This is a genomic window from Bradyrhizobium sp. USDA 372, from assembly GCF_053629095.1.
In genome coordinates this window covers 6,190,587-6,214,508 of record NZ_JBRJHR010000001.1, presented here as the reverse complement: position 1 = coordinate 6,214,508, position 23,922 = coordinate 6,190,587, and the positions used below count along the sequence as shown (strand labels likewise).

Below are 23,922 nucleotides of genomic sequence, written 5' to 3'. Positions count from 1 at the left end.
GTCAGGGGATGTTCATTCGCGGATCGAGCGCGTCGCGCAGGCCGTCACCGAGAAAGTTGAAGCTGGTCACCGCGAGCGTGATGGCGACGCCAGGCGCGATCGCGAGCCAGGGCGCGCTGGTCAGATAGATCTGCGCATTGTTGAGCATGTTGCCCCAGCTCGCCGCCGGCGGCTGGATGCCGTAGCCGAGATAGCTGACATAGGATTCGAGCAGGATCGCCTTGGCGACGTTCAGCGTCGCGGCAACGACGATCGGCGCGATCGCGTTGGGCACGAGCTCGCGGAACATGATGCGCAGGTTCGAGGAGCCGAAGGCGAGCGCGGCGACGGCAAATTCCCGCTCGCGCAACGAGCGCACCTGGGCCTCGACGACGCGCGCGACCGCCATCCAGGCCGTCGCCGCGATCAGCACGGTGGTGGTGACGAGGCCGGGCTCGGTGAGCGCTGCGAGCGCCAGCAGCAGGAAGATGGTCGGAAAGCACAGCACGGCGTCGACGAGCCGCATCAGCACCGCGCCGACGGCGCCGCCATAGAAGCCGGCAAAGGCGCCGACGACGATGCCGACCGCCATCGCGATCACCATCGCGACGATGCCGATCGACAGCGAGACCCTCCCGCCCATCAACAGCCGCGCCAGCACGTCGCGGCCGAGCTCGTCGGTGCCGAGGATATGCGCGCCGGAGAGCGGCGGCGCGAACCGCTTCATGATGTCGATATAGGTGTCGTCGAACGGCAGCAGATAGGGACCGAAGGCCGAGCCGAGCACGAGCACCAGAATGATCAATGCGCCCGCGAGCGCCAGCCGATGCCGGCGGAAGCGCCGCCACGCGGCCTGGCCGGGCGCGAGCTGAACGGTGGAGAGGGTTGCGGTCGCCATCGCTTCAGCCCACCCGGATGCGCGGATCGACGACGGCATAGAAGATGTCGGCGAGCAGCGAGCCGATCAGCACCATCGTCGCCGAGAACATCAGGATACCCATGACCACGGGATAATCGCGGTAGCCGATGGAATCGAGGAACAGCCGGCCCATGCCCGGCCAGGTGAACACGGTCTCCGCCACCAGCGCGCCGCCGAGCAGGGTCGGAAACTGCAGGCCGGCGACCGTGATCATCGGCAACAGCGCATTGCGCAGCGCGTGCACCGTGAGGATGCGCCATTCCGGCATGCCCTTGGCGCGCGCGGTGCGGATGTAGTCCTGGTTGATCACCTCGAGCATCGAGGAGCGCATGAAGCGGCCCCACATCGCGGTCTCGACCAGCGCCAGCACCACGGCCGGCGCGATCAGATGATGCAGCAGGTCGAGGAAGGAGCCGTCGCCAATGGTGTGCCGATTGCCCGCCGGCAGCCAGCCGAGCTTGACCGAGAAGACGTAGATGGTGACGAGGCCGAACCAGAACGTCGGGATCGACAGCGCGATCATGGCGCCGACGGTGGCAAGCGTATCGAACAACGAGTAGCGGCGCAGCGCGCCAAGGATGCCGATCCAGCAGCCGAGCAGCACCGCGATGATGGTCGCCGTCGCCATCAGCTCCAGCGTGGCGCCGAGATGCGAGGAGATCACCGACAGCACCGGCTCGCCGTCGCGATACGACTTGCCCCAATCGCCCCGCACCATGCGACCGAACCAGTCGAGATACTGGATCGGCAGCGGCCGATCGAGGCCGAGCTGCCTGGTGACGCGGTCGAGATCCTCCTGCGTCATCTGTCCGGAGACGGCAAACTGCGAGAGCGGGCCGCCGGGCGCCAGATGCAGGATGGCAAAGCCAATTCCCGAGACGATCACGAGCAGCATGATCGCCTGGGCGAGGCGGTTGACGACGTAACGGGCCATCTCAGGCGATCCAGCGCATTGGACGCATCACGCCCAATACCATTCGCGCATGTTCCAGCTGTTGATCGACATGTTGATGTTGGGACGGAAGCCTTGCAGCCCCTCCTTGATGCCCTCGGCGATGAAGCCCTGGAACAGCGGCAGGATGGCGAGGTCGTTGCGGATCAGCTTTTGCAGTTCGCCATAGGTCGCCTTGCGCTGCGCAAGGTCGAATTGCTGGGCGCCTTGAGACAGCAGTCGGTCGGCCTCCGCGCTCTGATATTGATACGTGTTGTAGCCGCGGCCGCCCTTGGCGGGAATGGCGCCGGAGCCGAAGCGCGGCGTCACGTCGGGGTCGCTGCCCAGCATGAAGTTCACGCCGACGATCACCGAATTGAACTTCGATTGCTGCCAGAAGTCGCCCCAGATCACGGCCGCCGGCATGTTGTTGACGCGCATCGCCGCGCCAATCGCCCGCCAGTCCTGGATCAGGAGCTGCTGGCACTGTTCGCGCACGGCACTGCCCGCCGTCGTCGAGTTGGCGAACTCGAGCTTGACGCCGCCCTTCTCGCGAATGCCGCTGGCGCCGCGAACCCAGCCCGCGGCGTCGAGCAGCGCGTTGGCCTTGGCAGGATCGTATTTGTGCTGCGGCAGCCCCTGCTGGAACGACCAGGCCTGCTGCGGCACGAAGCTCTCGGTCTGCGTCGGCAGGCCGTAATAGAGCGCGTCGATGATCGCCTGCTTGTTGATGCCGAGATAGAGCGCCTCGCGCACGGCACGATCGGTGAAGGGGCCAAAATCCAGGTTCGGCGCGATATGCTCTACCGAGGACGTCGACGAAACGAAGATCTTGCGGCCCTTCAGCGTCTTTGCCTCCTGCACGAAGTTCGGCAGGATGCCTTGCAGGCCCGTGTAGTCGACCTGACCGGTGCGGAACTGGGTGTAGAGCACGGTGAGATCAGGGATGTATTTGAAGACCACGCGTTCGAGGTACGGCCCCTTGCCATGATAACCGGTGTGGGCGTTCAGCTGGATATGGTCGCCGGGCACGCGCTCGCCCCAGCGAAACGGGCCGGTCCCGACAGGCGCATTGTGGAACGGTGAGGCGTTCGGATCGGACACCTTCTCCAGGATGTGCTTCGGCACGATGAAGGTGAACGACGCCAGGATCGACATATAGGGCGAATAGGGCGCTTCCATCCGCCAATGAATCTCGTCGGGCGCCACGACGGTGATGTCCTTGACGAGGCTGTGGCCGACCCGGCTGCGCGCGCGGAAACCGGGATTGTTGATCAGCTCGATGGAGAATTTGACATCCTCCGCCGTGAACGGCGTGCCGTCGTGCCACTTCACGTCGCTGCGGAGCTTGATCTTCCAGGTCAACCCATCGGCCGACAGGCCGCCATTCTCGAGGGTCGGGACTTCGCGGGCGAGGTCGGGGACGAACTTGCCGTCGGGATCGATGTACCAGAGCGGCGAGAACACCTGCCACCAGATGCCCAGATCGACCTCGATGCCCGGCATCAAGGGATGAAAGACGGTCGGCTCCTGCGACAGCGCCGCGATCACCTGTCCGCGCGGCTTGTCCGGTGGAGCGGTCGGGCGTTCAGTCTGGGCCAACGCACTGCTCGAAAGCGTCCATCCCGCCGCCGCGCCTGCGCCGAGCTGGAAGAATTGACGGCGATTCGGAATGCCGAGATGCCCTGCCCCAACGCCGAACGTGCCGGTGTCGTCTGCCATGACCCACTCTCCGTTTCCGCACGCGGCACCGTCTCCCGCGCCCCCGAGACCCCGGCAAAGGGACAGGAGTGGGCTTTAGTGCTTCTAAATTTTTCTTCCAAAAGTTCATCACGACTAAATACAGCTGTCAATCGCATTGCTAGAATGCGTTCGCTTTTCAATCCGACTGAAGCCACGAGGCGCGATGCCCGAGGCTGAGATGATGCATGGGAGAGCGACATGGATGGTCGCGGCGATACCAACGGCACCAAGGACGCTTCCACGATCGAAGCTGACGATGCGGTCGACCAGCGCCTGGGTGAAACCGTGCGGCTGCTGCGGCAGCGCGCCGGCCTTTCGATCCAGGACGTCGCCAACAAGACCGGCCTGTCCACCGGCATGATCAGCCAGCTCGAACGCGCACGCGCGATGCCCTCGATCCGCACCCTGCGCCTGCTCGGCATCGCGCTCGATGTGCCCATCTCCTATTTCTTCGAGAGCAGCGATCCCGCCGACGGGCAGCGCTACATCGTGCGCAAGAGCAACCGGAGGCTGCTGCGGCTCACCGCCAGCGGCGTCGTCAAGGAAGCGCTGACCCCGGAAGGCAAAGGCCAGCTCGAGCTCTACGAGCTCACGCTCAACCCCGGCGCCTCCTCCGGCACCGACTTCCTGCAGCACACCGGCGAGAAGGCGGGCTACATCCTCGCGGGCAGCCTGCGGCTGTGGCTCGACAGTCAGGCCCATGTGCTGGAAGCCGGCGACAGCTTTCGTTTTCCGAGCATCGTGCCGCACATGTTCGACAACCCGACCCAGCAGGTGGCGCGCGTGATCTGGGTGACGACGCTGCGGCAGACCGACTCGCCGGCGGGTTGAAGCGGCCCCGTCCCGCACCACCGGAAATTGCCCCTCGACGCCGCCGCGCCTAGTCTGTAGCTCACATGATGCCCGCAGCTCGCGAAGCGGCGGGGGCGGCCGGCGTCTTTGGTGTGAGACCATGAAACTCAGGAGGCTTCTGACCCTCGCGTTGGCCGCACAGGCCATCGTGACTGCTGCAGCCTTCCTCGCCTCCTCTCTGGCGACCGGCAGTGCCGAATTCGGCACGGCCCAGCTCCTCGCGCTCTTGGTCAGCGCCGCCGTGGCGGTGCTGCTCGTCCTTCTCTGCGCGCGTGCGATCGAGACGTCGCGGGAAATACGCACCGCTGAGCTGCTGGCCGGGCAGGCGCAGACCAACACGCACATGATGCAAGCCGTCATCAAGACCGCGCTCGATGCCTACATTCAGATCGACGAGAGCGGCACCGTGCTGGAGTGGAGCTTTCAGGCGGAGGCGCTGACCGGATGGACGCGGCAGGAGGCGCGGGGCGCCGACGTCGTCGATCTTCTCGTCGCCGAGCCGCTGCGCGCCGGCTTCAGGCAACGCATGGCGCGCCTCGTTCCGGAATTGTCCGCCGCGCCGGCCGGCATGCGCTTCGAAGTCACCCTGGTGCACAGGAACGGCGATAAAATTCTGGTCGAGGCGTCCAGCACGGTGTTGCGCATCGAAGAGCGCTCCATCATCAACACCTTCGTCAGGGACATCACCCAGACGCGCGCTGCCGAGGAGCAGCTGATCCAATCCCAGAAGATGGACGCGGTCGGGCAGCTCACCGGCGGCATCGCGCATGAATTCAACAACATGCTCACGGTGATAACAGGCACGATCGAGATCCTCGCCGACGCCGTCAAGGACAACCCGCCGCTCGCGACCATCACCAAGCTGATCAGTGAGGCCGCCGATCGCGGCGCCGCGCTGACGTCGAGCTTGCTCTCCTTTGCCCGCAAGCAGGCGCTGCAGCCGGCCGAGATCGACGTCAACGAGCTCATCGAGGAGCTCGCCAAGCTGCTGCTCGCAACCTTCGACAAGAAGATCGAGATCGTGACGAAGCTGGGCGGAAACGTCTGGCTGGCCTACGCCGACCGCGGGCAATTGAGCTCGGCGCTGCTCAACCTCGCCATCAATGCCCGCGATGCCATGCTGGACGGCGGCAGGCTGACGCTGACGACGCGCAACGTCGTGTTCGGCGTGCGCGAGGCCCTGGCGGTCGGTGCCGGCTATGCCGGCGACTATGTCGAGATCGAGATTACCGACACCGGCACCGGCATTCCGCAGGCCATTCTCGAACGCATCTTCGATCCGTTCTTCTCGACCAAGGAGGTCGGCAAAGGCACGGGGCTCGGGCTCAGCATGGTGTTCGGCTTCGTCAAGCAGTCCGGCGGTGGCATCAAGGTCGCCTCCGAAGAAGGACGCGGCACCATCTTCACGATCTACCTGCCGAAGGCGGAGGCGAGCACGCTGCGCCCGACCGGCTACGACGATCGCAAGATCGTCGGCGGGACCGAAACCATCCTCTGTGTCGAGGACGACCGCGAGGTCCGACACTACGTCGCGGTCCAGCTCGAAGGGCTCGGCTACAAGGTCATCCCCGCCGCCGATGCGACCGAGGCCCTCGCCATCGCGGCCGAAGGCACCCCGTTCGACCTGCTCTTCACCGACATCGTGATGGCCGGCAGCATGAACGGACGCGAGCTCGCCGAGCAGATGGTGGCCGCACGACCGTCCTTAAGGGTCCTCTTCACCTCCGGCTACGCCTACGATTCCCTGCATACCCAGGGACGCGCCACGATGGGCGCGCCGCTGCTGCGTAAGCCCTACCGCAAGGCCGAGCTGGCACGCCTGCTGCGGCGCAGCCTCGACACCGCAGTCGATTCCGCCGGCGACGCGATCCCGACGCCCTACTCGGTGCAGGCCGACGTCGAGGCGTTTCTGCGCAGGCAGGCCGCGGAAGGTAGTGGCACGACGCGGTCGCGGAAGTAGCGTCCGCGCTAGCTCATCCTTCGGCGCAGCGTCGCCGATGGCGTCTCGCCGAACTTTTCGCGGTAGGCGCCGGCCATGCGGCCGAGATGGGTGAAGCCGAGATCGAACGCGATCTCGGTGATGGAGGCATCGGGGGCGGCCTGCGCGAGGCGCGCGTTAAGGCCGGCGAGGCGCATGTCGAGCAACATCTGCGAGATCGACAGGCCGAAGTGACGGCGGAAGCCGAGCTGCAGCGCGCGGATGCCGATGCCGGAGGCGCAGGCGAGCTGCGCGAGATCGAGCGGCTCGCCGGCATTGTCGGCCAGATGGTCGCGTGCGGCGCGGAGCGCGCGCGGCAGGCGCTCGGCCTGGCCCGAGAAGGTTTCAATCGCATCCGAGTGGCTATGCCGCTGCCCGTTGAGGAGATGATCGAGAAGCACTTCGCGCCGATCGGCCATCGCGACCGGCGACAGTCGGCCCGATGGCCCGAGACGCTCGGCGAGCGTCATCAGTTCGGCGAGCCGGGCCTGCAGGGCCCGCCCCGACGGCGCATCGAGCTCGATTACCGGATCGAACTCGACCGCGCCGGTCGCCCTGCCCGACAAGGCCGCGGCGCGCTGCTCGACCATGCGGCGGTCGAGCAGCAGGATCGCCTGTGCGCAATCGCTCCACATCATCCGGGTCGGAATGGTCGGCGATAGCAGCGATGCCGTCCGGCCCGGCGCCGCATCGAGCTCGCGATGACCGGCACGAATGCGGGCGCTGCCCGCGAGCGGGACCTGCACCAGGAAGAAGCGCTCGAGGCAGCCGGGATCGATGCTGACCGATCCGCCATAGGCGACGTAATTAATGGAAAAGCGGTCGAAGCCCGCGCAATTGTGTCGGGCCGAGAAGCCGGCCGCCCGCGCCTTCGTCGGCCTGAGATCATGCGGGCAGAAGATGCGCCCGATCTGCTCGGCCGCCTCGTCGACGTCGTCCGTGGTGACGCGGGCGAAAGCCGCAAGCCGTTCGGCTGCAGAGGCTGTTGCGCTCATTTCCAGCTCGGCTGCGGACATCGTCGACCATGCTTCGCGCCCGGAATTACTTTAAGCCTATAATAGTTCCGCGGGCGCGAAAAGGGGCGCAACTCGCAAAATCATCGTGCTGCACGGCAACAGGCGCTCCGGATTCGTTTAGCGGATAGACAGGCGGCCCGTCCCCGGCCGATGCTCCGTCCCCGCCGGAATCCATGAGGAGCAAGCCATGACTGCACTCGAAAAAGGCATTACCGCCAACGGCACGGGCTATGGCGGCAAGAGCTGGAACATCCTCGGCCAGGTCTATTTCCCACCCAAGGCCGTGACCGATTCCACCTTCGCATTCGAAACCAACAGCGATCCCGGCCAGTTCGTGCCGGTGCACATCCACCCGACCCAGGACGAGTTCATCCTGGTGCAGGAAGGCACGCTCGATCTCAAGCTCGACGGTCAATGGGTCAAGGCCCATGCCGGCGACCTCGTGCGAATGCCCCGCGGCATTCCGCACGGCTATTTCAACAAGTCCGACAAGCCGTGCCGGGCGCTGTTCTGGGTCTCGCCGATGCAGAAGCTGGAGGCGCTGTTCAACCAGCTGCACAATCTGACCGACCCCGCGGAAGTCGTGCGCATCTCGGCGCTGCATGAGGTCGACTTCCTGCCGCCCGAGGCCAACGACTAGCCGTCGCCGCTTCCTCCGCTTCCATCTGCTCGCAGCCCGGCCGGCCGCGCCTTGCGGCCGAACGCGGTCGCTTGCGCGCCAAACACACCGAGCAATCCCATGGTCAGCCCAAAACATGTCTGCGTGATCGGCGCCGGTGTCTCCGGCCTTGCCGCCGCGAAAGCATTCTCCACCCGTGGCCACCGCGTCACCATCGTCGAGCGCAGCTCGGATCTCGGCGGCGTCTGGGAGCCGGCGCGCTCCTACCCAGAGGTGCAGACCCAGAGCCCGAAGGAGCTCTACCGCTACACCGACCGCGCCATGCCGGACGCCTATCCGGAATGGCCGACCGGGCCGCAGGTGCACGCTTATCTCGCCAATTATGCCAAAAGCTTCGGCCTCGACCACATGCTGCGGCTCAACACCGAAGTCGCCGGCATGGCGCGCCGTGCCGACGGCAGACCGGGATGGACACTGGCCTTGAAGGACAAGAACGGCACGGGCACGAACGAGGATTTCGATTTCGTCGCGGTCTGCACCGGGCAATTCAACGAGCCGCGCGAGCTGCATTGCCCTGGGGAGAACGGCTTTCTGGCGCAGGGCGGCCAGATCCTGCACTCGTCGAAATACGGCGATCCGACGTTGGCGAAAGGACGCCGCGTCGTCGTGCTCGGCGGCTCGAAGTCCGCGACCGACATCGCCGTGAACGCGGTGAAGTCAGGCGCGCGCGAGGTCACGATCGTGATGCGCGAGCCGGTCTGGCGCATTCCCTATTTCATCGGCGGTCTCGTGAACTTCAAGCGCATCCTCTACATCCGCGCGCAGGAGGAGATGTTTCCGGGCTGGGGCATCGGCGCGATGGGGCGGCTCGCGCATCGCATCGCCGCGCCGCTGGTCTGGGCCAACTGGCGCGGGCTGGAAAGCCTGCTGAAGGCGCAGCTCAAGCTCGGCCGCTGCAACATGGTGCCGAAGGAGCGGATCGAGGACGGCGTCAACTGCTCGGTTCCGATCGCAACGCCGGGCTTCTATCCGATGGTCGCCGACGGCCGCATCAAGGCCGTGTTCGGCACGTTCGACCATTATGAGGGCGACAGCATCGTGATGAGCGGCGGCGAACGCGTGGGCGCCGACGTCGCGGTGCTCGCGATTGGCTACAAGCTCGGCGTGCCGTTCCTGCCCGAGGCCTATCAAGCGAAGCTGGTCGATGCCGACGGGCAGTACCGGCTCTATCGCCTGATCGCCAATCCTGATCTGCCCGAGCTCGGCTTCGTCGGCTTCAACTCCTCGTTCTGCACCGTGCTGTGCGCCGACCTCGCGGCCAACTGGCTGGTGCGTTATGCCGACGGCCAGCTCGCCAACCAGCCGACCGCTCAGGCGATGCGCGACAACATCGAGATGATGCTGCACTTCAAGCGTGTCGAGCGCCCGGCCGCGGGCGTCTATGGCGGCCTCTGCGTTGCGCCCTATCACTACCGCCATTTCGACGAGTTGATGGCTGACATCGGCACGAAGCAGCAGAAGCGCGGCGGGCTCGCGGGGCGCTTCCAGCCGCCGGATGCGGATGCTTACGCCAAGTTCCTGGCGACGGCGCCGGATTACCGGGCGGCGTGAGAGGAGAATTGCGGCAGCTCGCGTCCGGTTTACGATCTCGCTGGTTATCGAATCGACGGGAACCAGCCATAGGATCGGCCATGGGATCGAGACGACTTGCCGCCGCGGCCCTTGCGGCTGTTGCCTTCCTCGTCGCGGCGCCCACCGTTGCGCAGAAGGCGGCGCCGACGCCACAGCAATCGGAGGCGCTCGCGGCTTACGAGCGCGCGCTCGGCGGCTTCAAATCCATCCTCGCCGAGCGGCGGCGCCAGATCGAGGCGAAGGAGCCGCTGCCGAACCTGCCGGGACAGGCGCTCTATCTCGCACGCGTCGCTGTGATCAGTGCTTACAAGGACCTCACCGACGTCATGCCGTCGCGGATCGGCCGGCCGAACAAGTTCGAGATTCCTCCGGCCTATTTCGATGCCGAGATCGAGCCGCTGGTCGACGAATACGGCAGGCTGTTCGACCTCATGGAGGCGCCGCCTGCGAGCGCGCAGAGCTCGCCGACACCATTCAGGGACGTCGTCGATCTTGCCGTTGCGATTGCGCGCGCCAAGGGCCTCGCCCCCGAACATGCCGAAGCTGCCGGGCGGATCAGCCTCGGGTTGTTCTTTGCGGAGACCAACGGCAAGCAGAATGTCCGCAATGCGCGCTCGAACACCTATATGGGCAGCTTCCAGACCGGCCCCTCCGAAGACCGCAACGGCAGGCGGAAATGGGAGGCCATCAAGGGCGACATCGCCGCGATCGATCCGCACCTGAGCGCACGCGACGACAAGGAGGAGGCGCGCGCCCGCGGCACAGATCACCGCTTCAACCACTGGACCAATGTGCGCGACGGCCTGATGAACGCGCACGCCGATCTGTTTCGTGAGATCCCGAAAATCGTGAAGACGCTGCCCGACCCGATCGACCAGATGAAGCTGTTCGAGCTGATCCAGATCGTTCCCACCCCGACGCGGTCCGCACTCAAATCGGGCGATCTCCTGAACTATGGGGTTTCCAGCCCCACGATCATGAAGCACCTGCGCAACAACAGCATCTTTGCCTTCGGACGGGCCGACCGGGCGAAAACCTCGGCAAGCTACCGCGAGATCCTCGCTGCGATGTGGCTGTTCAACCGCAAGTTCGAGAAGGCGATGGCGAAATACGCGGAGATCAGGGGCCGCTGAGGAGGCGGTCGAACGCCGCGCCAAGGCTTTGCGGGCAAGCGACCCAGAGTGCCTCCGCGGACAGACTCTGGATTGCTTCGCTTCGCTCGCAATGACGGAGCGCGCGGCGCGCCCTCGCACACCTCCGCCGTCATTGCGAGGAGCCCTTGCGACGAAGCAATCCAGGCTTCCACCGCGGAACGATCCCGGATTGCTTCGCTCCGCTCCCGCCGGGACCATTACTCCGTCCGGATCGGCGAATCGTTCCGACAGATAAAAGCGATTTGTCGTAAATAAATCTGCCAAAGGGCACGCCGCCGTTTGCAGTGCAAGACCTGTGACCGCCATGGCTATGGTGTTTCGCGGCCGCGCATTTGTTGGTAGCCTGCCGCACCGACAGACAGCAATCGGGGACCACCGAATGACGCGCGCGAATCCCACCTCTCCCGCACGACGCAAAGAAGCGTGGACGCGTATCGGGCAGGTCCTTTCCGCCGCGACCGCCGTGATCATGCTCGCCGGCTGCGAGGACAAGAACACGTTCGTGGCGCCGCCGCCGCCCAAGGTGGACGTCGCGACGCCGGTGCAGCGCCCGGTGACGCGCTACGTCGAGGCCACCGGCAACACGGCGCCGATCAAGAGCGTCGATCTCGTCGCGCGCGTGCAGGGCTTTCTGCAAACGATCGACTATCAGGACGGCACGTTCGTCAAGCAGGGCACCCAGCTGTTCACGATCGAGCCTGAGACCTACAAGCTCAAGGTCGAGCAGGCGAAGGCCGCGGAGGTCGGCGCGCAGGCCACGGTCAAGCAGACCGAAGCCGATTACAAGCGGCAGGTCGAGCTCGTGCAGCGCCAGGCGGTATCGCAGTCCACCCTCGACACCTCGACATCGACCCGCGACAACGCCCAGGCCAACCTCCAGCAGGCCCAGGTCAATACGAGGCTGGCCGAGGTCAATTACGGCTACACCAGGGTGACCGCGCCGTTCGATGGCGTCGTCAGCGCGCACATGGTCTCGGTCGGCGAACTGGTCGGCGTCTCCTCGCCGACCCAGCTCGCCACCATCGTCGCGATGGACCCGATCTATGTGAACTTCACCGTCAACGAGCAGGACGTGCTGCGCATCCGCGCCGAGGCGGCCCGCCGCGGACTGACGCCCACGGATATGAAGCAATTCCCGATTCAAGTCGGGCTGCAGACCGAGACCGGCTATCCGCATGAGGGCAAGCTCGACTACGTCTCGCCGACCCTCAATCAATCGACCGGCACGCTGGCGGTGCGCGGCCTCGTCCCCAACGACAAGCGGGTGCTGCTGCCCGGCTATTTCGTCCGCGTCCGCGTGCCCTTCGACCAGGAGAAGAGCGCGCTCCTCGTTCCCGACACCGCGCTCGGGAGCGACCAGGGCGGCCGCTATCTGCTGGTGGTCAACAGCGACAACGTCGTCGAGCAGCGCAAGGTGCAGATCGGCCCGGTCGACAACGGGCTGCGCGTGATCGAAAGCGGCCTGAAGCCGGAGGACCGCGTCGTGACCGCGGGGCTCTTGCGCGTCATCCCGGGCCAGAAGATCGATCCGCAGATGACGAAGATCGAGCAGTCGCAGGCCTCGAGCAAGTAGGGGCGGCCAGCCATGATCTCAAAGTTCTTCATCGAGCGGCCGGTCCTCTCCAACGTCATCGCGCTCCTGATGATCCTGATCGGCGGCGTCGCGCTGTTCAACCTCGCCATCGCGCAATATCCCGATGTGGTGCCGCCGACCGTGCAGGTCACCACGCGCTATCCCGGCGCCAGCGCCAAGACCGTGATCGACACCGTGGCGCTGCCGATCGAGCAGCAGGTCAACGGCGTCGAGGACATGCTGTACATGCAGTCCTACAGCGGCTCCGACGGCACCTACACGCTGACCGTCACCTTCAAGATCGGCACCGACCTCAACTTCGCGCAGGTGCTGGTGCAGAACCGTGTCTCCAGCGCGCTGTCGCAATTGCCGCAAGCCGTGCAGAACCAAGGCGTCACCGTGCAGAAGCGGTCGACCTCGATCCTGTTGTTCGTGACGCTGACCTCGCCGGATGCGAGGTACGACAGCCTTTACCTGAGCAACTACGCCACCATCAACATCCGCGACGAGCTCTCGCGCCTGCCCGGCGTCGGCAACGTCACCGTGTTCGGCGCCGGCCAATATTCGATGCGGATCTGGCTCGATCCCAACAAGCTGCAGGTGCGGGGCCTGGTGCCGCAGGACGTCATCAACGCAATCCAGCAGCAGAGCCAGCAGGTCTCCGCCGGCCAGGTCGGCGCGCCGCCGACGCCGCCGGGACAAGCGTTCCAGTACACGCTCAACGTCAACGGACGGCTCGACGACGCCGGCCAGTTCGAGAACATCATCGTCAAGACAGGCTCGAGCGGCGACGTCACGCGGGTGCGCGACGTCGGCTGGGTCGAGCTCGGCGCGCAGACCTACAGCCAGATCTTCTCGCTCAACAAGCAGCCGGCCACCGGCATCGGCGTGTTCCAGTCGCCCGGCGCCAACGCGCTCCAGGTCGAGCAGGCCGTCGAGAAGAAGATGGCCGAGCTCGCCAAGCGCTTCCCCGAAGGCATCAAGTACGACACGCCGTTCGACACCACCAAGTTCGTCGAAGCCTCGGTGCACGAGGTCTACATGACCTTGATCGAGGCCGGCTTGCTGGTGCTGGTCGTGATCCTCGTCTTCCTGCAGGACTGGCGCGCGATGCTGGTGCCGGCGACGACCGTGCCCGTCACCATCATCGGCGCGTTCGCCGCGATGGCGGCGCTCGGCTTCACCATCAACATGTCGACGCTGTTTGCGATCGTGCTTGCAATCGGCATCGTGGTCGACGACGCCATCGTCGTGGTCGAAGGCGCCGCCCACAACATCGAGCAGGGCATGAACGGCCACGACGCCGCGATCCGTGCCATGGACCAGCTGTTCGCGCCGATCGTCGGCATCACGCTGGTGCTGATCTCGGTGTTTTTGCCGGCCTCGTTCCTCGCAGGACTGACGGGACGCATCTACTCGCAATTCGCGCTGGTGATCGCTGCCACCGCGCTGCTCTCCGCCATCAACGCGGCCACCTTGAAGCCGACGCAATGTGCGCTGTGGCTGCGGCCGGCGGTGCCGCCGGAGCAGCGCAATTTCTTCTATCGGGGTTTCAATGCGGTCTACAACCGCGTCGAGCGCGGCTACACCAGGCTGATCACGTTTCTGGTGAAGCACGCCACCATCTCGGTCGCGTTCGCGCTGCTGGTCATCGCAGCCAGCGGCTACGGCCTGTCGCGGGTGCCGACCGGCTTCCTGCCGATCGAGGACCAGGGCTATCTGATCGCCGCCGTGCAGCTGCCCGACGGCGCCGCGCTGGAGCGGACGCAGGCCGTGCTCGACAAAGCGAGCGGGCTGATCAAGGACACGCCCGGCGTGGCGCAGGTCATCACCATCGCCGGCATCTCCGCGCTCGACAACAGCGCCAGCCTCGCCAATGCCGGCGTCGCCTACATCATCCTGAAGGACTGGGACGCCCGCAAAGGGCCAGGCGAGGATCTGCGCTCGCTGGTCTTTGGCCTCAACGACAAGCTCGCGGCCATCATGGAGGCCCGCACCATCGTGCTGCCGCCGCCGCCGATCCAGGGCATCGGCAACGCCGCCGGCTTCTCGATGCAGGTCGAGCTGCGCGACGGCAACAGCGATTTCGCCAAGCTGCAGGCCATCACCGGCGCGATGGTCAGCAATGGCCAGAGCCAGAGCGCGCTGCAGCGCGTGCAGTCCTCGTTCCGCTCGTCGGTGCCGCAATTCAACGTCGAGATCGACCGCGTCAAGACCCAGACGCTGCACGTGACGACGGATCAGGTGTTCTCGGCGCTGTCGACCTATCTCGGCTCGTCCTATGTCAACCAGTTCAACAAGTTCGGCCGCGTGTTCCAGGTCTACACCCAGGCCGATCCGGCGTTCCGCGTCACCGAGCGCGACATCGCCAACATGCAGGTGCGCAACTCGAACGGCGACATGATCCCGATCGGCACCGTCGCCAAGATCACGCCGGCCACGGGTCCGTCGCTGATCAGCCTCTACAACCTCTATCCGTCCTCGACCGTGATCGGCCTGCCGGCGCAGGGCTACTCCTCCGGCCAGTCGCTGAAGCTGATGGAGGAGATCGCGGACAAGACGCTGCCGCCGGGCACCGGCTATGAATGGACCGCGATGTCCTATCAGGAGAAGGCGGTCAGCAACCAGATCTACTGGGTGTTCGGGCTCGCCATGCTGCTGGTCTATCTCGTGCTCGCCGGCCAGTACGAGAGCTGGTATGCGCCGATCTCGGTGATCCTCGCCGTGCCGCTGTCGCTGCTCGGGCCGATGCTGATCCTCTCCGCCCTCAAGATCGACAACAACCTCTATTGCCAGATCGGCTTGATCCTGCTCATCGCGCTGTCGGCGAAGAACGCGATCCTGATCGTCGAGGTCGGGCTCGAGCTGCACGGCCGCGACGGCAAGCCGATCCTGGAGTCCGCGATCGAAGCGGCGCGTGCCCGCTTCCGGCCGATCCTGATGACCTCGTTCGCCTTCATCCTCGGCGTTGTGCCGCTGGTGCTCGCGACCGGCGCCGGCGCCAGCGCGCGCAAGTCGATCGGCATCACGGTGTTCTCGGGCATGCTGGCCTCGACCTGCCTCGCGGTGCTGTTCGTGCCGGCGTTCTTCGTGGTGGTGCAGCGCTTCGAGAACTGGCGGGCGAGCAAGAAGGCGGTGAAGGCGGTGGCGGAGGTGAAGCCTTAGCTGCTTTTGGTCCGCTCGAAACAAAAGTGCGAAAACAACCCCATGCACAGTAGGGATGGGGTTGAAAGGCTTACGAAAATTTCGGTCTTGCCGAATCGACTTGCTCCGTCGGGCAAAACACTGGCAGAATGGCATCATCGGCGAATGAGCGATCGGCCGCGCGCCCCTCGTCATTGCGAGCGCAGCGACTTGTCCGCCGAAGCCTTGGCGAAGGCGGAAGCAATCCAGACTGGCTCCGTGGAGGGATTCTGGATTGCTTCGTCGCAAGGGCTCCTCGCAATGACGAGTGGAGAGAGTTCGGCTCAGAGCGTCTGCGGCGTGCGGATCTCGCGCGGCAGGATCAGCGCGGCGGCGATGGCGAGCAGGCAGAGGGCGGCGAAGGCGTGCAGCATGGTGACGAAGCCGCCCTGCTCGTAGAGCCAGGCGACCAGACCGACGGAGGCGCCGGCCGCGGTGAAGCCGACGAAATAGCGCACGGCATAGGCGCGCGAGCGCCACTCTTCCGTGGTGTATTTGCCGACCATGGCATCGTTCACCGTGACCTGCCCGAACGCGCCCATGACGATGCCGATCGAGACGACGATCAACGGCAGGTTGGACAGGCTCGCGGCCAGATACAGGAATGGCGCCAGCATGAAGGACAGCGGCAGCGCCACCGTCTTCAGCGAATAGCGGTCGAGCAGCCGGCCGATCGTGTACTGCGTCATCGCGCCGAACACGTAGACGCCGGCGGCGATGACGCCGAGCAGCGCCGGGCTCCTGGTCAGGTCGGCAAGGCGCTCGGCGAACAGCTTTGGCAGCGCGACGGTCACGGCGTTGAAGGTCGTGGAGATCGCGATCACCACGATCAACAGCGCCAGGATCACGCGCCACATGTCCCGTTTGGCCACCCGCGCCTGCGCTGCGGCCTGCTTCGAGCCCTTGCGGTCCTCGTGCACGACGCCCAGCGCGAAGGCGATTCCGATCAGGACCGTGACCACGCCGGGAACGATGAAGGCGAAGCGCCAGCCGAGATATTGGCCGATCACGCCGGTGACCAGGGCCGACGAGGCCACGCCGAGATTGCCCCAGACGCCGTTGATGCCCATTTCGCGGCCGAGGCGGTCGGCATAGGACACGATCATGGCGGTGCCGACGGGGTGATAGATCGAGGCAAAGATGCCGATCGCGAGCAGCGCCGCGCCGAGCTGGACCTGCGTTTGCACGAAGCCGACCGCGATCATGGAGAGGCCGATGCCGACGAAGAAGATCAGCATCATGTGGCGGCGGCTCCAGCGATCGCCGAGCCAGCCGGTGAGCAGCGAGCCGGCGCCGAAGGCGACGAAGCCCGGCGTCGCGTAAGGCAACAGTTCCGAATAGGCCATGCCGAGCGCCGGGCCCATGATGATGACAGCGGCGGCGAAGATCAGCATCGAATAATGGTCGATGAAATGGCCGGCATTGACGAAACCGATGACCCGGCTGGGGCTGTTCATTCCCGAATCCTCTCCTGCTCCGAAATGAGTTATATGTCCTCGCCATGACGGGATGCTGCCAATGACTGTCTTGGAAACGCCAATCCTGCGGGAGGTCCGGAGCAACCACCGCTCGCCCGCGGGCGTGCATCTGGTCGCTCGCGATTATCCCAAGGGGATGCGGATCGATCTGCACATGCACCGCGAGGCGCAGCTGATCTATGCAGCGAAGGGCACGATGCAGGTGACGACACCAGGGGGACGCTGGCTGGTGCCGCCGGACCGCGCGGTCTGGGTGCCGGCCGGGCTCCAGCATGCCATCGACCTGCTCGCCGACATCGAAATGCGCACGCTCTATTTCGACCTGCCCTGGCTGGAACGCGAGCAGCGCTATGACGGCCTGTCCCGGGAATTCGTCGTGCGGGTATCGCCGCTGCTCAATCAGGCGATCCTCGCCCTGTTCGACGGGCGCAGCACCGAGGAGCGCACCGAGCTGCTGGTGCGCCTGGTGATGCTGGAACTGCAGCAGGCCGAGGATTCCGCGACCTTCGTGCCGCTGCCCCGAGAGCCACGCTGCCGCCGCGCCGCGATGATCGTGCTCGACGATCCCACCGGCCTGCACGACATCGACACGCTGGCGCGCGAGGTCGGAACCTCCGGGCGTACGCTGTCGCGGCTGTTTTCGAGCGAGACGCAGCTGAGCTTCAAGAGCTGGTGCCAGCGCGCGAGGATTGCAGCGGCGATCGAGCGGATATCAACGGATGCGAGCGTGTCGGTGAAGCAGCTCGCGACCCAGCTCGGCTATGCCAGCGTGCCGGCGTTCTCGGCCGCGTTCCGCCAGGTGACGGGACGGACGCCGACGGAGTTTGCGGGGAAGGGGTGAGGCAGCCGTGCGCTTCCACCCCGTCATTGCGAGGAGCCCTTGCGACGAAGCAATCCAGACTCTCTCGGCGGAGGGATTCTGGATTGCTTCGCTGCGCTCGCAATGACGGTGTTTGAGGGAGCTACCCCTTCCCAACTCTCACCGGATCCCCCGCCCTCGCAGGCATAGCGCCATTCTCCAAACGCACGGCCCAACGAAAGATGCCGCATTCGCCTGCTTGATTGTGATCGGCTTGCACCCAAATCCCGTGTAAGCTCCCGCATCACACCGACCCGATACGAAAGCCCAGATGGCCAACGCCTTCTTCTCCGACCTGCTTGCCACCATCTCCGAGCGCGGCCGCACGTTGCTTCGCCGGGGGGACGCCTCGAATACCAAACGGGATGCCGATGGACTGCTCGAGCTTTGCGGCGCGCTGCTGTCCGGCCGCGGCGAAGCATCCGGCACAGCCATGGCGCGCGAGGTGCTCGATCTCTATCAGGAGCTGGATGCGGAGGGACGCCGCACCTTCTTCGAAGGACTGGTACGTTTTTTCGGACCCGACCGGGAACGATTGTCCAAGGCCATCGAGCAATGGCGCGCCAAGCCGAGCGACGAGGATGCCAGCGCCCTGCACTTCGCCTCCGAGCCGCGGCGGCAGGAGCTGATCCGCCGCCTCAACCGCGCGCCGGGCGGTACCGGCGATCTCGTCAACATGCGCGCCGATCTGCTCGGCATGATGAACGGGCACACCGATCTCGCCGCGCTCGACCGCGACGTCTCGCATCTTCTCTCTTCGTGGTTCAACAGGGGGTTTCTCGTGCTGCGCAGGATCGACTGGTCGACCCCGGCCAACATCCTCGAAAAGATCATCCGCTATGAAGCCGTGCACGAGATCTCGGACTGGGACGATTTGCGCCGCCGCATCGATCCGGTCGACCGGCGCTGCTACGCCTTCTTCCATCCCGCGATGGTGGATGAGCCCTTGATCTTCGTCGAGGTGGCGCTGACCGAGACGATCCCCGGCGCGATCCAGCCCCTGCTCGCGGTCGACCGCCAGCATCTGCCGATCGAGCGCGCGCGCACCGCCGTGTTCTATTCGATCTCCAACACCCAGCGCGGCCTGGGCGGTATCTCCTTCGGCAGCTTCCTGATCAAGCAGGTGGTGGAAGAGCTGCGCCGCGAGCTACCGAAGCTCGACACCTTCGTCACGCTGTCGCCGGTGCCCGGCTTCATGGCCTGGGTGAAGCAGGACAGGGATTTGCCGCTGTCGGACGAGGACCGCGAGGTGCTCAAGCGCCTCGACGATCCCAAATGGTTCGAAAGCCCGGAGACGGCGGCGCTGCTCCGCGCCGTGCTGGAGCCGCTCGCGGCGCACTATTTCCTCAAGGCGCGCACGCCGAAGGGCAAGCTGATCGATTCCGTCGCCCGCTTCCATCTCGGCAACGGCGCGCGGCTGGAGCGCATCAACTGGCTGGGCGACCTCTCGCCCAAGGGCCTGCGCGAGTCCGCCGGCGTCATGGTCAACTACCTCTACCGCCTCGACGACATCGAGAAGAACCACGAGGCCTATGCGAATGACGGCGAGGTCGTGGCGTCCAGCGCGGTGAAGAAGCTGCTGAAGGGTGAAGGGCGAAGGCTGCTGGACATGCGGCTGTCGTAAGGGGCGGACGCTTACCACATCGTCATTGCGAGGAGCCCTTGCGACGAAGCAATCCAGACTGTCTCCGCGGAAAGACTCTGGATTGCTTCGCTGCGCTCGCAATGACGGAGTGTGTGGCAGCCAACTGCCAGCACATCCTCTAGAGTCAGATCAGCGTCTCGTACAAATCGTCCCAATTCGGATTGAGGCTCTCGATTAGGGCAAGCTTATTGGCCCGACTGCCGCCCTTGATCTGCTTCTCGCGCACAATCGCGTCGGTCATGGTGGCGTGCAGCTCGTACCAGACGAGAAGCTTGCAGCCGTACTTTGAGGAAAAGCCCTTGACCAATCCCTCGCGATGCTCGAACGCGCGGCGCGGCGGATTGGAGGTAACACCCGTGTAGATCGTTCCGTTGCGACGATTGGCGAACATGTACACGCAGGGTTGCTTCATGATCGTACTCGGCTGAGGACAGCTTTGACGATAGCACAACCAAGAGATGATCACGAGACTTCCGCCACAGCGTCATTGCCAGGAGCTCTTGCGACGAAGCAATCCAGACTGTCTTCGCGGAAAGACTCTGGATTGCTTCCGCCTTCGCCAAGGCTTCGGCGGACAAGTCGCTGCGCTCGCAATGACGGAGTGTGTGGCGCGGACGTCGCGCTCCAACGACACCCCTACTCCGCCAGCGCCTTCATCTCCTTGTAGAGATCCGACTTGCCTTCGAAGCCGATGCCTGCAAGCTCGGGCATGGTGATGTGGCCGTTCTCGACGCGGACGCCGTCGGGGAAGCCGCCATAGGGCTGGAACAGGTCGGGGTAGCTTTCGTTGCCGCCCAAGCCGAGGCCGGCGGCGATGTTAAGCGACATCTGGTGGCCGCCATGCGGGATGCAGCGGCTGGGGGACCAGCCATGGGTCTTCAGCACCTCCAGCGTGCGCTGGTATTCGCACAGGCCGTAGGACAACGCGCAGTCGAATTGCAGCCAGTCGCGGTCGGGGCGCATGCCGCCGTAGCGGATCAGGTTGCGGGCGTCCTGGTGGCTGAACAGGTTCTCGCCGGTCGCCATCGGGCCTGGATAGAACTCGGCGAGCGCGGCCTGCAGCGCGTAGTCGAGGGGATCGCCGGCCTCCTCGTACCAGAACAAGGGATAGTCGCGGAGCATCTTGGCGTAGGCGATGGCGGTTTCCAGGTTGAAGCGGCCGTTGGCGTCGACGGCGAGCTGCGCGTCCTTGCCGATCTCCTTCAGCACCGCCTCGATGCGGGTGCGGTCTTCGTCGATATCAGCGCCGCCGATCTTCATCTTCACGACGTTGTAGCCGCGGTCGAGATAGCCGCGCATCTCAGCCCGGAGCATCGAGAGATCCTTGCCGGGATAATAATAGCCGCCGGCCGCGTAGACGAAGACGCGCGGATTGGCTTCGACGCCGTGGCGTTCGGCGAGCAGACGGAACAGCGGCTTGCCCGCGATCTTCGCCACCGCATCCCACACCGCCATGTCGATGGTGCCGACCGCGACCGAGCGCTCGCCGTGACCGCCCGGCTTCTCGTTGGTCATCATTGCGGCCCAGACCTTGTCGGGATCGAGATTGTCGCCGGCGGCGTTGAGCAGCGATTTCGGATCGGCCTCCGTGATGCGCGCGGCAAAGCGCTCGCGGATCAGGCCGCCCTGCCCGTAGCGGCCGTTGGAGTTGAAGCCATAGCCGACGACGCGCTTGCCGTCGCGGACGACGTCGGTGACGACGGCAACGAGGCTGGTCGTCATCTTGGTGAAGTCGATATAGGCGTTGCGGATCGGCGATGAGATCGGCTTTGTAATTTCGCGGACGTCGACGATGCGGACGGACATGGCGGTGGCCTTTGGTTGTTTTTGTCATTGCGAGCGAAGCGAAGCAATCCGGAGACGTATCCGCGGAGACAGTCTGGATTGCTTCGTCGCAAGGGCTCCTCGCAATGACGAGGAGAGAGTGTGCGTTCCCCGCAATAGCGCACCGGGGACTCTCGAGATTCCGGGTTCGCGCTATCGCACGCCCCGGAATGACAGTGGCTTATTTCTTATCCCTGAAATACGGCTCTACCGGACCGTGCACCTTGATGGTCAGCGGATTGCCGTGGCGGTCCTTGGCGTTGCCTGCGGTGACGCGGACCCAGCCTTCGCTGATGCAGTACTCCTCGACATTGGTCTTCTCGATGCCCTTGAATCGGATGCCGACATCGCGCGCCAGAATGTCCGCGTTGTAATAAGGGCTGTTCGGGTCGACCGACAGGCGGTCCGGAAATTCGTCGCTCATGATTGTCTCGCTCACAACAGTGTTTCGATCTGGTTGCGCAAACCTTCGGGCCGGGCGGTCGGCGCGTAGCGCGCGACCACGCGGCCCTCACGGTTCACCAGGAATTTGGTGAAATTCCATTTGATGGCGGCGCCGAGAAGCCCGGATTGCTGACGTTTCAGGTACTCGTACAAGGGATGCGCCTTCGGCCCGTTGACGTCGATCTTCTCGAACAGGGGAAAGGTGACGTCGTAATGGGTCGAGCAGAATTCCTGGATCTCGCTCGCCTGCCCCGGCTCCTGCGCGCCGAATTGGTTGCAGGGAAAGCCGAGCACCGAGAAGCCGCGCGGCGAGAGATCGCGATAGAGCTCCTCCAGGCCGCGATATTGCGGCGTGAAGCCGCATTTGCTCGCAGTGTTGACGATCAAGAGCACCTGCCCCTCGAAACGTCGCATCGGGACCTCCTCGCCGGCGAGCGAGTTGGCCTTGAAGTCGTAGATGGCCGTCATCGTTAGCCCACGGGATCGATCGGCGACGGCGGCACGCCGCCGGCCTCGATCGCTTCGCCCGCGAGCAGGCACAAATCCTCGCGATAACGCCCCGACACGATGTGCACGCCGACCGGCGCCTTGCCGACGAGACCTGTGGAGACCACGAGGCCCGGCAGTCCCATGAAGGGGATCGCGATCTGCGGCAGCTGCGCTTCCCAGACGCGCTTGAAGGAGTCCTCGTCCTTGCGGTCGAGATGATCCGGGAACGGCAATTCGCCCGAGACCGGCGTCAGCAGCACGGCGTATTTTTCGAAGAACAGCATCCACTCGCGGGTCAGCGTGGCGCGCCGGGTCAGCGCCTTGGCGTAATTGGCCTGGTCCATCGGCGTAACTCGATTGCGGTTGCCGCGCAGACAGGCCAGCGCGCCGGGATCGCCCTCGCGCTCGGCCATCTCCAGCTGCGCCTCATAGCCGTCGCCGAGCCAGAGCTTGATCTGCCACTCGACCGCCTCGCGCATCGGAGGAGTGTCCTCGATCACATCGACGGTCCAGCCGGCGCGCTCCAGCCGCTTGCCGGCATCGCTCACCGCCGCCTTCACCTCCGGCGCGGTGGCAAGACCGCCCGGATTGAGGCAGAGCGCGGCGCGCTTGTCCCGAGTGGGGCCTTGCAGCGGCACCGGCGCGAACCAGGGATCGCGGATGTCGCGGGCCGCCATCGCCTCGAGTGAAATCCTGAGATCATTGACCGTGCGCGCCAGCGGGCCCGACACCGCCATGATCTGCGGCCCGATCGGTCGCTCCGGCAGCGCCGGGTTGAAGGCGGGAATGCGGCCGAGCGTCGGGCGCAATCCGTGCACTCCGCAGGCATAGGCGGGATAGCGGATCGAGCCGGCGATGTCGGTGCCGTGGGCGATGTGGCCGATACCGGCCGCGACCGCCGAGCCGGCGCCGCCGGAGGAGCCGCCCGGCGTCAGCGAAGCGTCACGGGGGTTCTTGGTGTCGCCGTGGACCAGATTGGTAGTGAACCAGCGGTAGGAGAAGGCCGGGCAATTGGTGCGGCCGAGCAGGATGGCGCCGGCTTTGCGGAAATTCGCGACGACCGGATTGTCCTCGCGCGCGATCAGGTCGCGCTGCAGCTTGAGGCCATTGGTGGTGGCAAAGCCTTCCTGGTCGACATTGGCCTTGATGGTGACGGGCACGCCAGCGAGAACGCCGGGGTCCTCGCCCCTGGCAATGGCGCCATCGACGGCATCGGCCTGCTTGAGCACGTCCTCCGGCCGGTGGTCGATCACGGCGTTGAGCTGGGGATTGACGGCATCGAGCCGCGCGAGACCGGCCTTGGCGGCCTCCCTGGCGGAGACTTTCCGGGATTTGACGAGGGTGGCGAGGTCGGCGGCCGACAGGCGCCAGAGATCTTGCATGGCTTACTCCGTATGACCGGCGTCTTTTAGCGCCGGGAACGGGGCAAAGCCATGCGGATTTCGCGGGGGTACCTCAGTCATTGCGAGCGCAGCGACTTGTCCGCCGAAGCCTTGGCGAAGGCGGAAGCAATCCAGACTGCCGCCGTGGAGGCAGTCTGGATTGCTTCGTCGCAAGGGCTCCTCGCAATGACGTTGAGGGGGCGCGGGCTTCTCTCGCCGCGT

General features: G+C 65.3%; 19 protein-coding genes. 9 read left to right on the top strand and 10 right to left on the bottom strand.

Translation table 11 applies throughout. From position 1 onward, the window contains the following. Nucleotide 1 precedes the first annotated feature (1 nt). Genes AB7M16_RS29005 through AB7M16_RS28995 form a run of 3 tightly spaced genes read right to left on the bottom strand, consistent with a single transcriptional unit; the run spans nucleotide 2 to nucleotide 3,551 of the window. The gene (locus tag AB7M16_RS29005) at nucleotides 2–877 is read right to left on the bottom strand and encodes an ABC transporter permease (RefSeq protein WP_212254534.1); all 876 of its coding nucleotides are present in this window, start codon (nucleotides 875–877) and stop codon (nucleotides 2–4) included. Between the two features lie 4 nt (nucleotides 878–881). After that, nucleotides 882–1,832: an ABC transporter permease gene (locus AB7M16_RS29000; RefSeq protein ID WP_453945856.1), complete on the bottom strand. Its 951-nt coding sequence runs from the start codon at nucleotides 1,830–1,832 to the stop codon at nucleotides 882–884. A 27-nt stretch (nucleotides 1,833–1,859) separates the two neighbouring features. Further along, nucleotides 1,860–3,551, bottom strand: a complete 1,692-nt coding sequence (locus tag AB7M16_RS28995) for a peptide ABC transporter substrate-binding protein (protein WP_453945854.1) — start codon at nucleotides 3,549–3,551, stop codon at nucleotides 1,860–1,862. 219 nt (nucleotides 3,552–3,770) lie between these two features. Between AB7M16_RS28995 and AB7M16_RS28990 the strand changes: the two genes are divergently transcribed. Both AB7M16_RS28990 and AB7M16_RS28985 read left to right on the top strand, forming a co-directional pair. Continuing rightward, the gene (locus tag AB7M16_RS28990) at nucleotides 3,771–4,403 is read left to right on the top strand and encodes a cupin domain-containing protein (protein ID WP_212254532.1); all 633 of its coding nucleotides are present in this window, start codon (nucleotides 3,771–3,773) and stop codon (nucleotides 4,401–4,403) included. A 121-nt stretch (nucleotides 4,404–4,524) separates the two neighbouring features. Beyond that, nucleotides 4,525–6,384: an ATP-binding protein gene (locus AB7M16_RS28985; protein ID WP_453945852.1), complete on the top strand. Its 1,860-nt coding sequence runs from the start codon at nucleotides 4,525–4,527 to the stop codon at nucleotides 6,382–6,384. Between the two features lie 8 nt (nucleotides 6,385–6,392). Here the strand turns inward: AB7M16_RS28985 and AB7M16_RS28980 are convergent, their stop codons facing one another. Beyond that, on the bottom strand, nucleotides 6,393–7,418 hold the full coding sequence (locus AB7M16_RS28980; RefSeq protein ID WP_453945850.1) for an AraC family transcriptional regulator: 1,026 nt from the start codon (nucleotides 7,416–7,418) through the stop codon (nucleotides 6,393–6,395). A 187-nt stretch (nucleotides 7,419–7,605) separates the two neighbouring features. Here AB7M16_RS28980 and AB7M16_RS28975 point away from each other — a divergent pair, with 187 nt between their 5' ends. The 5 genes from AB7M16_RS28975 (at nucleotide 7,606) to AB7M16_RS28955 (ending at nucleotide 15,561) form a co-directional block, all read left to right on the top strand. Beyond that, nucleotides 7,606–8,058 (top strand): cupin domain-containing protein, encoded by a 453-nt coding sequence (locus AB7M16_RS28975; RefSeq protein ID WP_453945848.1) that lies wholly within the window; start codon nucleotides 7,606–7,608, stop codon nucleotides 8,056–8,058. A 99-nt stretch (nucleotides 8,059–8,157) separates the two neighbouring features. Then, nucleotides 8,158–9,648 (top strand): FAD-dependent oxidoreductase, encoded by a 1,491-nt coding sequence (locus tag AB7M16_RS28970; protein ID WP_439364085.1) that lies wholly within the window; start codon nucleotides 8,158–8,160, stop codon nucleotides 9,646–9,648. Nucleotides 9,649–9,728: 80 nt separating this feature from the next. Next, nucleotides 9,729–10,802 (top strand): hypothetical protein, encoded by a 1,074-nt coding sequence (locus AB7M16_RS28965; protein WP_453945845.1) that lies wholly within the window; start codon nucleotides 9,729–9,731, stop codon nucleotides 10,800–10,802. 400 nt (nucleotides 10,803–11,202) lie between these two features. After that, nucleotides 11,203–12,396 carry an efflux RND transporter periplasmic adaptor subunit gene (locus AB7M16_RS28960; RefSeq protein WP_025034426.1) on the top strand — a complete coding sequence of 398 codons (1,194 nt, stop codon included), beginning with the start codon at nucleotides 11,203–11,205 and terminating at the stop codon, nucleotides 12,394–12,396. A 12-nt stretch (nucleotides 12,397–12,408) separates the two neighbouring features. Then, the gene (locus tag AB7M16_RS28955) at nucleotides 12,409–15,561 is read left to right on the top strand and encodes an efflux RND transporter permease subunit (protein ID WP_453945843.1); all 3,153 of its coding nucleotides are present in this window, start codon (nucleotides 12,409–12,411) and stop codon (nucleotides 15,559–15,561) included. 302 nt (nucleotides 15,562–15,863) lie between these two features. On the opposite strand, the gene AB7M16_RS28950 is transcribed toward AB7M16_RS28955, so the two are convergent. Beyond that, nucleotides 15,864–17,036 carry an MFS transporter gene (locus AB7M16_RS28950; protein ID WP_453945841.1) on the bottom strand — a complete coding sequence of 391 codons (1,173 nt, stop codon included), beginning with the start codon at nucleotides 17,034–17,036 and terminating at the stop codon, nucleotides 15,864–15,866. Nucleotides 17,037–17,097: 61 nt separating this feature from the next. Between AB7M16_RS28950 and AB7M16_RS28945 the strand changes: the two genes are divergently transcribed. Beyond that, the gene (locus AB7M16_RS28945) at nucleotides 17,098–17,898 is read left to right on the top strand and encodes an AraC family transcriptional regulator (RefSeq protein WP_212254523.1); all 801 of its coding nucleotides are present in this window, start codon (nucleotides 17,098–17,100) and stop codon (nucleotides 17,896–17,898) included. A gap of 289 nt (nucleotides 17,899–18,187) precedes the next feature. After that, nucleotides 18,188–19,540: a malonyl-CoA decarboxylase gene (locus AB7M16_RS28940; protein ID WP_271499723.1), complete on the top strand. Its 1,353-nt coding sequence runs from the start codon at nucleotides 18,188–18,190 to the stop codon at nucleotides 19,538–19,540. Nucleotides 19,541–19,685: 145 nt separating this feature from the next. Here AB7M16_RS28940 and AB7M16_RS28935 read toward each other — a convergent pair whose 3' ends face one another. The 5 genes from AB7M16_RS28935 to AB7M16_RS28915 form a co-directional block, all read right to left on the bottom strand. Continuing rightward, nucleotides 19,686–19,973, bottom strand: coding sequence for a GIY-YIG nuclease family protein (locus AB7M16_RS28935; protein ID WP_212254521.1), 288 nt, complete (start codon nucleotides 19,971–19,973; stop codon nucleotides 19,686–19,688). A 224-nt stretch (nucleotides 19,974–20,197) separates the two neighbouring features. Further along, a complete protein-coding gene (gene tarD, locus AB7M16_RS28930) occupies nucleotides 20,198–21,367 on the bottom strand; it encodes a D(-)-tartrate dehydratase (protein ID WP_453945839.1) in 1,170 nt (389 codons plus the stop codon). 199 nt (nucleotides 21,368–21,566) lie between these two features. Continuing rightward, nucleotides 21,567–21,809, bottom strand: coding sequence for a DUF3297 family protein (locus tag AB7M16_RS28925; RefSeq protein WP_029674077.1), 243 nt, complete (start codon nucleotides 21,807–21,809; stop codon nucleotides 21,567–21,569). Nucleotides 21,810–21,820: 11 nt separating this feature from the next. Then, nucleotides 21,821–22,297, bottom strand: a complete 477-nt coding sequence (locus AB7M16_RS28920) for a glutathione peroxidase (RefSeq protein ID WP_439364092.1) — start codon at nucleotides 22,295–22,297, stop codon at nucleotides 21,821–21,823. 2 nt (nucleotides 22,298–22,299) lie between these two features. Next, entirely contained in the window at nucleotides 22,300–23,700 is a 1,401-nt protein-coding gene (locus AB7M16_RS28915) for an amidase family protein (RefSeq protein WP_453945836.1), read from the bottom strand. Nucleotides 23,701–23,922 lie beyond the last annotated feature (222 nt).